This window comes from Pantoea ananatis LMG 2665 (genome assembly GCF_000710035.2).
In the GTDB taxonomy this organism is placed as follows: Bacteria; Pseudomonadota; Gammaproteobacteria; order Enterobacterales; family Enterobacteriaceae; genus Pantoea; species Pantoea ananatis.
This window is the reverse complement of record NZ_JMJJ01000004.1, coordinates 1229497-1242572: the sequence shown is the minus strand read 5'-3', so window position 1 is coordinate 1242572 and position 13076 is coordinate 1229497. Positions and strand designations below refer to the sequence as shown.

Here is a 13076-nt window from a genome sequence, read left to right as displayed (position 1 = left end):
CCTCAGCCCTCGTGCCGGGTGCCATCCTGCGCGCCCTCCAGGCTGATTTTTGCTGAAACGGTGATCTGTCGCGGAGGCAGTGCACCAGCATAAAAAAGTTTAACAGCGCTGTTACATTTTCGGCCTTTATGCCGATATATACCATACGCCCGGTGTCACGGGTTAACGTTTAAGGGATTTCAGTATGGGTATGCTTAAAAATTTCACAATTCGCGCGGTAATGCTGACAATACTCGGGCTGTTTTGCCTGCTGTGGAGCGGAATCGGGCTGTTCAGTATTCATTCGCTCAATTCGTTGAGTGACGGCAACGATGTCGATCGCCATATCGTGGAACAGATGACCGCGTTGAGTAAGGGCAACGATCAGTACTTTCGTATGATTACGCGCCTGTCGCGCGTCATGGAGAAAAAAGCGGCAGGCACAGCGCAAAACGATGAGGCTTTCGCGCCCGTACAGCAGGCACTGGACAGTATGTCTCAGCAGCTGACCCTGTTCAAACAGCTCTCTCCCGGCCCAATGGATGCAGCCGTTGCCAATGACGTCATTGATAAATGGCAAAAACTGCTCGACCAGGGCGTGACGGTTCAGCTTCAGCGCGCCCGCCAGGATTCGCTGGACAGCTATCGCCAACAGGCAAATGACGTCACCCCTGCGCTGAGCCGTGCCTTTGGTGCCAGTACTGAAAACTTCAATAAAGTGGCAAGTGTCAAACTGGGTCAAACGCGGGTTGAAGTCGATCGTATGACCGCGATGACCAAAACCCTGATTTCAGTCACCGTGGTGATTGGCTTGCTGATTCTGCTGTTTACCGACCGTTATCTGGTAAAAATGTTGGTTAAGCCGCTGGAAAAAATTCGCGAACATTTTTCAGTCATCGCCAAAGGCGATCTCAGCAAGCCGGTTGAAGATATGGGCCGTAACTGCGTCGGCAAACTGGTGCCCTTACTGAGCGCCATGCAGGACAGCCTGCGCGAAGCCGTCAGTGCGATTCGCAGCGGCACGGAAAACATTTCACGCGGAGCCGCTGAGATTTCGATTGGTAATAACGATCTGTCTTCACGTACGGAAGAGCAGGCTGCCGCGCTGGAGCAAACCGCAGCCAGTATGGAACAACTGACGGCGACCGTGAAATTCAATGCGGAAAATGCGCGTCAGGCCAGTACCCTGACCGAAGCCGCAACGATCACGGCCAAACAGGGCGGTAGTCTTGTCGGTGAAGTGGTCACCACGATGAACGGAATCTCTGACAGTTCGAAGAAAATTGCAGAGATTACTAACGTCATCAACAGCATTGCGTTCCAGACCAATATCCTCGCGCTTAACGCCGCAGTAGAAGCCGCCCGCGCCGGGGAACAGGGCCGTGGCTTTGCCGTTGTGGCCAGTGAGGTCAGAAATCTGGCCCAGCGTAGTGCGGGTGCGGCAAAAGAGATCGCTGGCCTGATTGCGGATTCCGTTGAGCGCGTGGAAAAGGGGGCGCAACTGGTCAGCACGACCGGCGGCACCATGAGCGGTATTCTGAAATCGGTGCAGGATGTTGACGCGATCATGAAGCAAATCGCGGCCGCCTCAGAAGAACAAAGCAAAGGCATTTCGCAGGTTGGCACGGCGGTAACGGAAATGGACAGCGTAACCCAACAAAACGCCGCGCTGGTGGAAGAAGTCTCCGCCGCCGCCAGTGCGCTGGCGCTGCAGACGGAAGCCTTGCAGGCCTCTGTCGCACAGTTCCGCCTGTCCAGCGATGCGCCCCTGGCACCGACGTCAACGCGGAAGCCGCCCTCACAGCCGGCCAGCCCAACGACCTCATTCCAGCCTAAAGCCGCGTCGGCGGATAACGGCGATTGGGTAACTTTCTAAACCCGCATCTGACCACCGCCTTCATCGCGAAGGCGGTTTTTACTGCCTGTATCCCATCACTCCGCCGCCAGATAACACAGCTTCTCTGCCACCTGGTATGACTTCACAAAGGAGGTCACGGGCAGGAACTCAAAGCGCGAATGGAAGTTATGCGCGCCAGTAAAGAAGTTGGGTGTTAACAGACCTTTCGCCGACAAAGCCGCGCCATCGGTGCCGCCGCGCATGGGGATCACCTTAGGCGCAATATCCAGCGCTTGCAGGGCGGCGAAAATCAGATCAACCGCCCGACGATCTTCACCCATCGCATTGCTGATATTGCTGTAAATATCGCGAAGGGTTAGCTCAACTTTGCCCGTGGGATAGCGCGCGGCGATGATATCTCTGACCGCCTGCAACTGCTGTTTGCGTGCAGCAAAGCCTGCCAGATCAAAATCGCGAATCGAGGCGTTAAGCGTGGCAATGCTGGCGTTGGCCTGCATCTCGTTAAACCAGATATAGCCTTCGCGACCTTCGGTATGTTCCGGCGTCGCCTGCCGGTCGAAGTGGCTGATAAAATCGTGAGCCATCAGTAAGGGATTGACCAGCACGCCCTTGCCCGACATCGGATGCGCCGGCACACCGGTAAAGCGGATTTCCGCTGCGGCCGCGTTGAAGTTCTCATAAACGACTTCGCCCAGCTCGCAGCAATCAATCGTCCAGGCGAAATCCACATTAAAACGGGTTTCAAGATCCAGCGCTTTCGCGCCGCGCAGCCCGATCTCCTCATCCGGCACGAACGCCACCACGACGTCGCCGTGTTTGCCCTGCAAATTCTCCATCAGCGTCATGACGACGCTCACGGCCGCCTTGTTATCGGCGCCCAGCACGCTGGTGCCGTCGCTGAAAATAATCTGCTGGCCGATATAGGGCGCGATCTCCGGGTGCGCATCCCGACGTAACCAGATGTCCTGCTGTGGGTTCAGACAAAGGTCTTCACCCTGCCAGGTGAGGATCTGCGGGTGAATGTCAGGGGACAGCCCCACGTCAACCGTGTCGATATGGGTGATAAACCCCACGCGCGGCGCATCGGGGCAGTTTCCTCGTTTCAGCGCCGTTACCGTGGCATGTTCATCAATCACAACCTGCTCAAGGCCAAGGTCACGTAATTCGTCCGCCAGCAGCTGCGCCATCGCGTGCTGGCTGGGGGTGCTGGGTAAGGTGCTGGACTTTGCATCACTTTGGCTGCTTACCGCCAGGTAACGAAAAAAACGCGTAATGAGTTGCGCCTGAAGTTTGTCGGTCATCACTAATCCTTATTAGTTGACGTACTGCGGGGTTCGCTATGGTGGTGATTCATGCTATCTATCAAAGCGCTAAATCATTCATTTAGATATTCAGACTAACGGAAGTCAACAGAAAGCGAGGACAATAATGAGAAACAGGTTTACGACCCTGGCACTGCTTACTGCAGGTGTGGCTCTGGCGGGCGGCGTCCATGCAAAAACGCTGGTGTACTGCTCCGAAGGCTCCCCTGAAAATTTTAATCCGCAACTTTACACCTCGGGAACCAGCGTGGATGCCAGTGCTGTACCGGTATTCAATCGCCTGGTGGACTTCAAACCGGGCACGACCGAACTGATTCCCAGCCTGGCAGAACGTTGGGATATCAGCCCGGACGGCAAGGTTTATACCTTTTATCTTCGGCACAACGTCAAATTTCAGAGCAATAAGCAGTTTACGCCCAGCCGCGATTTCAACGCAGATGATGTGATCTTCTCGTTTATGCGGCAAATGGACAGCAAAAATCCCTATCATGCGGTCTCTGGTGGCAATTATTCCAACTTCGACAGCCTGCAGCTGGCGACGCTTATCACCCATATCGATCGCATCGACGATCACACCGTGCGCTTCACCCTGGCCCATCCGGAGTCGCCGTTTTTGGCCGACCTGGCCTGGTACTTTGCCTCTGTCCATTCAGCGGAATACGCGGACAAGATGCTAAAGGCCGGCACGCCAGAGAAGGTGGATATGGACCCGATAGGCACCGGACCTTTCCAGCTAGTGCAGTATCAAAAAGATTCACGCATTCTCTATAAGGCGTTTCCTGACTACTGGCAGGGGAAAGCCAAACTGGATCGGCTGATTTTCAGCATTACGCCGGATGCCGCCGTGCGCTACGCCAAACTGGAAAAAAATGAGTGTCAGGTGATGCCATTCCCTAATCCGGCCGACCTGGACAAAATGCGACAGAACAAGGCGATCACGCTCAAACAGGCAGCAGGGCTGAATACCGGTTTTCTGGCATTCAACACCACTAAAGCGCCCACTGATAATGTGAAAGTCCGTCAGGCGCTGGCCATGGCGATAAACAAACCCGCCATTATTGAGGCCATTTTTAAAGGCACGGGCACGGTCGCCAAAAATATTCTTCCGCCTGGCGTCTGGAGCGCAGACAAGGATCTCAAAGACTACGATTACGATCCGGAAAAGGCTAAAGCCCTGCTGGCCGAAGCGGGTGTGAAACCGGGAACGGAAATCGCGCTGTGGGCGATGCCGGTTCAGCGCCCCTATAATCCGAATGCGCGCCGGATGGCGGAGATGATCCAGGCCGACTGGGCAAAAGTCGGCATCAAGGCCAACATCGTGAGTTATGAATGGGGCGAATACCTCAAACGCGTGCGCAACGGTGAACATCAGGCTGCTCTGATGGGCTGGACAACGGCGACGGGCGATCCGGATAACTTTTTCGGACCGCTCTATACCTGCACCGCGGCGAAAGGCGGTTCAAACTCATCAAAGTGGTGCTATCAGCCGTTTGAAACCCTGATCACCCAAGCCCGGGCCGAACCGGATCAGCGCAAACGGACTCAAATGTACCTGCAGGCGCAGCAGATCATGCATGACCAGATGCCCGCCGTCATGATTGCCCACTCCACCATTTATGAACCGATACGCACGACGGTCAGCGGTTATGAAGTGGATCCCTTCGGCAAGCATATTTTTTATCAGGTCGATATCAAGCCGTAATCCATGATGCGGCGGCTCACAGGGACGTGTGCCGCCTTGCCTGCAAAATGTCAGATATGTTGTACAGTTAAGAGTGTGTTTGGTGTTCAGAAGGGAAATAACATGGCGAACGGTTGGGCTTCAGAAGGGGCGGTTCAGGAACAGATCGACAGTACCGTTAACGACGGGATCGAACGCGTGCGCCAGTCGATCGGTCAGGGCGAAAGCGCCACGGAATGTGAACTGTGCGGCGAACCGATACCGGCGGCGCGCCGTCAGGCACTGAAAGGCGTGCGCTACTGTGTCACCTGTCAGGAAAAAATCGATAAGCAGCAAAAAGAAACCAGCCTTTACAACCGTCGCGGCAGTAAAGACAGCCAGCTTCGCTGAATTATGATCCCGGCATGGCCAGGCCGCTGCCGATGAACCAGGCGAGAAAACCGATGCCGGCCACGATGATAGCAATGGGGAACAACAGACCAATTCTCATGTTTATCCTGTGAGTCTATTCAGGGATTAAGCCAGCCGTAACACGGCGTGATGGTTCTTCAGCAACGTAAACAGTTCAAACTGGGTCGCCTCATTTACCGCACGCCGTATCTCGCCTTTGGTGTAAATCATTGTGTGGATATGACCCAGTTGACGCCACACAACAATCGCCGAGGCCACAAGCGCGCAGGTATTCTCTGCCTGCACACATTCTACTGTGGCATGGCAGGCATCGTCTAAGTCATTGAGAAAAATTTTCACCCCATCAGTGGGCAAGATCGCCCGAATATCATCCAGCATGACCCGGCTGACGCTGCGTGACAAATATAGAGTTAACCACTTCCTCGTCATTATGACACCTGACGTTAACGATTTTCTCCGTTATACGGGGTAAACATAGGTAATGGAAGTGTTGAGAATAGGGTAATGATATTTAACGAACTTTTTTAGCTTATTAACGGCAGGCGAATTCCCAGACGTTTTATACCTTAACGATGCGGCTTAAATAACCAATTTACACGTGCCAATTTTATACCGGCCAATACGCTGTCTCAGGTTACGACGTTAAAAACGCGGGGTGCGGTGCGTATTCCGTTATTTAATGTTTAGGGTTGTCTGTGACCTTAATTCACTGACTCGTGCTGGCTAACGTCGGGCAGGCTGGTGACGCGGCGTGATCGATGACGCAGATAACCGCCAACGCGCGGCGGCATGATCCCGGTGCCGGTAGCCGAACGGCTGTTTTCACGCATTGTGTCTGTGAGGAATAAACCAGAGCAGGCTCCGTCATCACGAAGCCTGCTGTTGTCACCCGTTGGAACGCAGTTGCGGATAACGTTTGAAAATATAAATACACCATAACAGCGCCGCGAGTCCGATGATCGCTCCCACATTACCCACATCAGACAGGCTCATGTAAGCGCTGACCTGGCTGCCTAATAGCGCGCCCGCACCAATACCGATATTATAAATACCGGACATTAATGACATCGCGACGTCCGTCGCGTCCGAGGCTAAAGACAGCACGCGGATTTGCATCGCCAGGCCAATCATCATCATTGCCATTCCCCAGACCACGCACAGGGTAATGATTGCGCCGGGCCGGACTGCGGCGAAGATTAACAGTCCCATGCACAGCGTCACCAGCGCGATAGCGGCAATCAGCAACGCAGATGGGAATTTTTTCCCCAGCGAACTGAATAACAGGCTGCCAATAATGCCCGCCGAACCGAACAGCAGCAGCAGTAAGGTGGTGAACCCCTCGCTGGCATTAGCAACGAGCTGCATAAAAGGCTCAATATAGCTGTAGGCCGTATAGTGCGCGGTCACAATTAACGTCACCAGCAGATACATCCCGACAAGCGCCGGTCGGCGGAACAGCAGGGGAACGCTGCTAAGCGAACCCGTGTGCTCGCTGGGCAACCGTGGCAGGATACGCGCCAGCATAATCATCAGCACCAGGGCGGACAGCCCGATCACGCCAAACGTTGTGCGCCAGCCCAGCGCCTGACCGACCACGCGTCCAATCGGCACGCCCAAAACCATTGCCAGCGCGGTGCCGGTTGCCAGCATGCTGAGTGCCTGGGTTTTTTTACCTGCGGGGGCAACACGAATTGCCAGCGATGCTGTAATTGACCAAAACACCGCATGGGACAACGCAATTCCCACACGGGATACGATCAGGGAGGTAAAACTCCACGCAAACGTAGAAAGCACATGACTGGCAATAAAGACGATAAACAGAACCGTTAACAGGAGCCGGCGTTCAATATTCCGCGTCAGCAGCATCAAAGGCAGTGACAGTAAGGCCACCACCCAGGCATAGATCGTCAGCATAATGCCCACTTCAGACGTTTTCATCGAAAAGCCTGCGGCAATATCGGACAGTAAACCGACCGGCACAAATTCGGTGGTATTAAACACAAAAGCGGCGATGGCCAACAGCACCACGCGTAGCCAGGCCGTTTTACGGGAAACAGTTGTTAATGGCATGAGAAGTTAAATCAGTCTGTGCGTCAAAAAGGAGTCAGGGCGATCACCCCATGATAGTGACCTGCGTCACACTTTAGCGGTTATTGTGGAGGAATTACGCGCCGGGTGGAACCACCAGGCGCAGATTAAGATGAAATTTTTTTGCCCGATACGGCCGTATGGCGTTTACGGCCCGCGATGACGCTGTCCGGGCATCATCCGCAGCAGCGTATTGTCCTTCAGGGCGTAATGATGAAACAGCGCCGCCGCCACATGTAAGCCAATCAGCCAGTAGCCAAGTGGGGCCAGCGTTTCGTGCCAGTCGGTCAGCGTATCCGACAGATCAAAGTCAGGTTCGGCCGCCACCGGCATCGGTATACCAAATAACTGCCACTCGCGACCTTTCAGATAACGCGATGCCAGTCCCAGCACCGGAAGCGTGATGAAAAGCGCATAAATCAGCGTATGCGTCAGGTGAGCCAGCCCGGTTTGCCAGCGCGGCACCGGAGGAACAATGGCGGGACTACGATGACGGAGTTTCAGCAGTAATCGCGACAGCATCACCACCAGAATCGTCGCCCCGGCGCTGAAATGCGTCACCATCATCGCAAAGCGCTGCCAGGAACCCCGCTCGACATAGCCACGTAACTCCATCGTGGCATAGGCAATGATGAGCAGCAGAACAGTAAGCCAGTGAAGCGCAATTTGAGACGATGCGAATTTATTACGCATGGTAGAGCCCTGTATGAAAGTAAGGGTTCTAAGATAACGGAAAAAAATGAAAAAGCTTAACGAAATGACGACTCTGTGGGATGACAGACCAACCGCAGACAGCAGACTCGGGGGCAGAGAAGGCGAGGATAACCGGCATACGGGCTGGGCTGAGAATGGCGGCCAGCAACCGCCATACTGACGTCAAACGGGCGTTGCGTAATCAGGAATCCACGCCGTGCTTAAGCGCCACACTGTCCTGAGTGTGCACATTTTTACCCGGGGCAACCGGGCAACACGCATCGCACCCTAATGAACCGGGATAGTACTTACGGGCCTGCTGAATGGCTGCGGTTGCGGAATAAAATGTGCCGAGAAACAGCCGACCTTCCAAATCCGGAAGATATTTACAGCCGCTTGCATGAACCACGTGATTATCGTTGTAGCCTGATTGTTTGTTGACGTAATAGTATCGCGCCATTAGGTCTCCCCCTTGCTGTGAATTCAAAGATGACATTAATCTTTGGGATCAAACCGATTATAGCGGGGAAACGCGTGCTTTAGGCAATCATACTGATAATACGGACAATTCTTGTACGGGCCGCATTCCGGGCAGTCAAACACCCGGAATATTCATTAAGTTTTGCTAGAGTTTGCGGCGGTGCAGCTGCCAGGCAACCCACAACGCTAACAGCAGTAAAGCGGAGATAAACAGTGTCAGGCCGCCCCAGCCAAACTGATGCCAGAAAAAGCCGCCAGCCGTACCCGCCACGCTTGAGCCGACGTAATAGCTGAACAGATAGAGCGAAGAAGCCTGACCTTTTGCCCGACGAGCGCGTGGGCCAATCCAGCCGCTCGCCACGGAGTGCGCGGCGAAAAATCCTGCCGTAAACAGCATCATACCAATGAAGATCAGCACGATACCGTTAAATGCCGTCAGCAGTAACCCCATCAGCATAATAAAGGTCGAGCCAAACATAACCGGGCCGCGCCCAAACCGGCTGGTTAACGCGCCGGCTTTCGGGGAACTCCATGACCCGGTCAGATAAACCACCGACAGCAAGCCCACCACAGCCTGACTTAAATGCCACGGCGCGCCCAGCAGGCGATAGCCGATATAGTTGAACAGCGTCACAAAGGCGCCCATCAGCAGCAGGCCTTCGGCAAACAGCAGCGGCAATCCCGCATCGCGCCAGTGCAGACGGAAGTTAATGGTCAGATGGCGCGGGCGCAGCGAGGCCGGACGGAAATGGCGCGATTCCGGTAAGATTTTCCAGAACATCAGGGCAGCGGCGAGGGCAAAACAGCCAATGGCCGCAATGGCTATGCGCCATGAAAAGAAGTCGGTTAATACACCGCTTATCAGGCGGCCGCTCATGCTGCCAATCGAGTTTCCGCTGATGTACAGCCCCATCGAAAAGGCCACCACACTGGGATGAATCTCTTCACTCAGATAGGTCATGCCCACCGCGGCCACACCGCTCAGCGATAAGCCGATCAAGCCCCGCATCAGTAAAATGCCGTGCCAGCTGGTCATAGTGGCAGAGAGCAGGGTACAGATTGCGGCCAGCATGAGCGCCGTTACCATCACGGACTTCCGTCCTATGGCATCGGACAGCGGGCCTGTCACCAGTAATCCCAGGGCCATCATGGCGGTGGAAATGGAAAGCGAAATACTGCTCGCGGCGGGAGAAATGCCAAACTGTGCAGAGAGCACCGGCAGAATAGGCTGCACGCAATACAGCAGGGCAAAGGTGGCCAGCCCGGCAGAAAACAAGGCGAGCGTGACGCGCATAAAAGGCCGGGTGCCGCGCACAATCCAGTCAGACGAGGAAGCCTCAGACTGTGCAGGCATATCGCTGTCCAGCGGCACCGCAGGTGAAGAGCGATTCACAGGGGGATCCTTATGAGTAAAAACAGAGTGTTACTGTAGAAAAGGTCTATTAGGTTGTCTAATATATTAATCATCTTAAATAAGACGTTTAACCTATGAATATTGAGCTGCGTCACCTGCGCTATTTTATTGCCGTTGCGGAAGAGCTGCATTTTGGCCGCGCAGCCCAGCGCTTACACATCTCCCAGCCGCCGTTGAGTCAGCAAATCATGCAGCTTGAAGCGGAAACCGGCGCGCAGTTGTTTAACCGCACCAACCGTAGCGTGCAGCTTACGCCGGCCGGCGCGCAGTTTTTACAGGATGCGCGGGCAATCCTGTTACAGGTCGAGCAGGCAACCCAGCGCGCCGCGCGTCTGCATCGCGGTGAAGAAGGAGAGCTGCGCATTGGATTTACCTCCTCTGCGGCTTTTATTGGCGTGATGTCAGATGCGCTTTATGTGTTTCGCCAGCGCTGGCCCAACGTACATGTTCAGATGCAGGAAATTAACACCCGTCAGCAGCTGGCTCCGCTGCATGAGGGCAAGCTGGACCTCGGCGTCATGCGCAACACGCCGCTCCCCGCCGATTTGCATCATCAGCTTTTGCTGCGCGAGCCATTGTGCGCCGTGGTGCATAAAGCCCATCCGCTGGCGACGGCAGGGCGGATCACCTTGCAGGCGCTGGCGCGGGAACCCTTTGTGTTTTTTGATCCTCAGGTGGGAACGGCACTGTACAGCGAAATCCTGGATTTGCTTCAGCGCTATCAGATCCGGCCCTACATTACCCAGGAAGTGGGCGAGGCCATGACTATTCTCGGACTGGTCGCGACCGGGCTGGGTGTATCTATCTTGCCTGCCTCCTTCAGCCACGCGCGTCTGGCGAACGTGGTGTGGTTACCGCTGGAGGAGCCTGATGCGCAGTCGGAGATGTGGCTGGTCTGGTCGGGCGAACGCGAAATGAGTGCGCAGATGGCGCATATGATGGCGTTACTGCGCCGTGAGTGACAATTTATCCGCCAAAGCCGGAAAAATTATGTGTGTTAAATCACATATCTAAGCAAATATTTGCCGCAAAAAGTGAATCTGCCGCACCATAGCGGATATTTATTTAGAAGCGCGAAAATAACCGGAGCAGGGTGTGAGTTCGGACAGTCAACCTGGCCATATTGACCAAATTAAACAAATTAATGCTGGCGTCGTTTACCGGTTAATCGATCAGCATGGGCCAGTCTCGCGTATTGAACTGTCCAAACGGGCCCAGCTGGCGCCTGCCAGTATTACCAAAATCGTGCGGGAAATGCTGGATGCCCACCTGGTTCAGGAAACCGAGTTTCAGGAGCCGGGCGCTCGCGGCCGTCCGGCGATTGGTTTAATCCTTGATACGGACGCCTGGCACTATCTGGCGATTCGTCTGCACCGTGGCATATTGACGCTGACCTTGCGTGACCTCAGCAGCAGGGCGCTTGTCGAAGACAACCTGCCGCTCATTGATGACGCCACGGAGCCGCTGCTGACGCGTTTGACCGACCATGTTGACGCGTTTTTTATCCGTCATCAGAAACGGCTGGAAAGGCTGACCGCCATTGCCATCACCCTACCGGGGCTGATTAATGCCGCATCCGGTGTGGTGCACCGTTTACCCGGCTATACCTGCCATGATATGCCGTTGGGCAGCACCCTGGCGGCGCGGACCGGCCTGCCGGTATTTATCCAGCACGATATCTCCGCCTGGACGCTTGCCGAGTCGCTGTTTGGTGCGTCACGCGGTGCGCAGGACGTGATTCAGATTGTGATCGACGAAACGGTAGGGGCTGGCGTGATCACTGGCGGTCAGCTGTTGCACAAAAGCGGACGCGCGCTGGTGGAAGTCGGCCACACACAGGTCGATCCTTACGGCCAGCAATGCTACTGCGGCAATCACGGCTGTCTTGAAACAGTCGCCAGTACCGGCAGCCTGCTGGCGCTGATTGCGCACCGACTTCCGGGTCAGCCCGACAGCCTGTTACACCATCAGCCCTTAACGCTTTCTGCCGTTTGTGAGGCAGCACAGAGCGGCGACAGGCTGGCGCGGGATGCCATAGCGACAGTGGGGCATCATGTTGGCAGGATCCTCGGCATGATGGTCAATATCTTTAATCCTCAACAAATTCTTATCGGTTCTCCGCTAAATCAGGCGGCAGATGTTCTCTTTCCGGCAGTACAAAATACCATTCACCAGCAGTCTTTACCTGCATACAGCGCAGTGATTCAGCTTGCACCCACTGAATTTACTGAGCCAGGTACGCTGGGTGCGGCCGCGTTGATCAAGGATTCGCTTTACAGCGGCTACCTGTTAATTAAGTTACTGCAAGGTTAAGCAACACTAACCTTGCGCTAACGCAATCTGCTCCCCCTTTTCCTTCCTTAGAATGATCATTCGCATGAAAGCCGAATCGTCAGTGAGCTGACACCGCTTGTGAAGGAGAAGTAGAGTGAAAACGCTATTTATTACCGGAACCGATACCGAAGTGGGGAAAACCGTGGTCGCACGCGCCCTGCTGCAAAGTTTTACCCAGGCGAACGAGCGGGCTGCGGGCTACAAACCTGTTGCCCGCTGGGGCGTCAAAACAGAAGAGGGCCTGAGAAACAAGGATGGATTGTTTTTGCAGAGCGCCTCTTCCCTTGCGCTGCCTTATCAGGCAGTGAATCCGGTCATTTTTGAGAAAGAAGAAATCTGCGGCTATCCGCCCAATAAGGTCGATTATGCGAAAATCACGCAGGGGCTTCAGCATCTCAATCAGCTTGCCGATCGCGTGGTGGTCGAGGGCACCGGGGGCTGGCGCAGCCTGATGAACGATGCCCAGCCGCTGTCGGCCTGGGTGATCGAGCAGCAACTGCCCGTTATCTTAGTGGTCGGGATTAAGTTAGGTTGTATCAGCCATGCGCTACTGACCGCTCAGGCGATCCAGGCCGACGGATTGCCGCTGGCCGGATGGGTGGCTAATCGTATTAATCCGGGGCTGGCGCACTATGCCGATATCATTTCCGTCCTGCGTGAACAGATTACGGCACCGCTTCTCGGTGAGTTGCCTTATTTGCCCCGCGCAGAGCAGCGCGATCTGTCCCGTTATCTGGATATCTCCCTGCTGAATAGCAATAACCTGCACTACGCTCGGACAAAAACAGCCTGAGAGAACCAGAGCAGGATGGCGCC

General features: G+C 54.8%; 13 protein-coding genes. 6 read left to right on the top strand and 7 right to left on the bottom strand.

The features are described 5' to 3' along the window. Positions 1-184 precede the first annotated feature (184 nt). Positions 185-1855, top strand: coding sequence for a methyl-accepting chemotaxis protein (locus tag EL29_RS07585; RefSeq protein WP_013025862.1), 1671 nt, complete (start codon positions 185-187; stop codon positions 1853-1855). A gap of 56 nt (positions 1856-1911) precedes the next feature. On the opposite strand, the gene pepT is transcribed toward EL29_RS07585, so the two are convergent. Beyond that, on the bottom strand, positions 1912-3138 hold the full coding sequence (gene pepT, locus EL29_RS07580) for a peptidase T (RefSeq protein ID WP_014605778.1): 1227 nt from the start codon (positions 3136-3138) through the stop codon (positions 1912-1914). Between the two features lie 127 nt (positions 3139-3265). Between pepT and EL29_RS07575 the strand changes: the two genes are divergently transcribed. Both EL29_RS07575 and EL29_RS07570 read left to right on the top strand, forming a co-directional pair. Next, positions 3266-4861, top strand: a complete 1596-nt coding sequence (locus tag EL29_RS07575; RefSeq protein ID WP_013025860.1) for an ABC transporter substrate-binding protein — start codon at positions 3266-3268, stop codon at positions 4859-4861. Between the two features lie 102 nt (positions 4862-4963). Then, the gene (locus EL29_RS07570; protein WP_014605780.1) at positions 4964-5230 is read left to right on the top strand and encodes a DksA/TraR family C4-type zinc finger protein; all 267 of its coding nucleotides are present in this window, start codon (positions 4964-4966) and stop codon (positions 5228-5230) included. 1 nt (position 5231) lies between these two features. On the opposite strand, the gene EL29_RS07565 is transcribed toward EL29_RS07570, so the two are convergent. The 6 genes from EL29_RS07565 to ynfM all read right to left on the bottom strand — a co-directional run bounded on the left by EL29_RS07565 (position 5232) and on the right by ynfM (position 9905). Next, positions 5232-5330: a YoaK family small membrane protein gene (locus EL29_RS07565; RefSeq protein WP_015700245.1), complete on the bottom strand. Its 99-nt coding sequence runs from the start codon at positions 5328-5330 to the stop codon at positions 5232-5234. 26 nt (positions 5331-5356) lie between these two features. Beyond that, positions 5357-5680: a hypothetical protein gene (locus EL29_RS07560; protein ID WP_013025858.1), complete on the bottom strand. Its 324-nt coding sequence runs from the start codon at positions 5678-5680 to the stop codon at positions 5357-5359. Between the two features lie 456 nt (positions 5681-6136). Next, complete coding sequence (locus EL29_RS07555) at positions 6137-7321, bottom strand: sugar transporter (protein ID WP_014605781.1); 1185 nt, start codon at positions 7319-7321, stop codon at positions 6137-6139. A 165-nt stretch (positions 7322-7486) separates the two neighbouring features. Next, positions 7487-8032, bottom strand: a complete 546-nt coding sequence (gene cybB, locus EL29_RS07550; protein ID WP_019105174.1) for a cytochrome b561 — start codon at positions 8030-8032, stop codon at positions 7487-7489. 202 nt (positions 8033-8234) lie between these two features. Then, positions 8235-8492, bottom strand: a complete 258-nt coding sequence (locus EL29_RS07545) for a hypothetical protein (protein ID WP_028715177.1) — start codon at positions 8490-8492, stop codon at positions 8235-8237. A gap of 165 nt (positions 8493-8657) precedes the next feature. Further along, positions 8658-9905, bottom strand: coding sequence for a multidrug efflux MFS transporter YnfM/SxtP(Kp) (gene ynfM / locus EL29_RS07540; protein ID WP_028715176.1), 1248 nt, complete (start codon positions 9903-9905; stop codon positions 8658-8660). 95 nt (positions 9906-10000) lie between these two features. Here ynfM and EL29_RS07535 point away from each other — a divergent pair, with 95 nt between their 5' ends. From EL29_RS07535 to bioD, 3 genes are all read left to right on the top strand, one after another. Continuing rightward, positions 10001-10888, top strand: coding sequence for a LysR family transcriptional regulator (locus tag EL29_RS07535; protein ID WP_014593769.1), 888 nt, complete (start codon positions 10001-10003; stop codon positions 10886-10888). Positions 10889-11021: 133 nt separating this feature from the next. Continuing rightward, positions 11022-12239: a sugar metabolism global transcriptional regulator Mlc gene (gene mlc / locus EL29_RS07530; RefSeq protein ID WP_015700249.1), complete on the top strand. Its 1218-nt coding sequence runs from the start codon at positions 11022-11024 to the stop codon at positions 12237-12239. 115 nt (positions 12240-12354) lie between these two features. Next, the gene (bioD, locus tag EL29_RS07525) at positions 12355-13053 is read left to right on the top strand and encodes a dethiobiotin synthase (RefSeq protein ID WP_019105177.1); all 699 of its coding nucleotides are present in this window, start codon (positions 12355-12357) and stop codon (positions 13051-13053) included. The last annotated feature ends 23 nt before the right edge of the window (positions 13054-13076 follow it).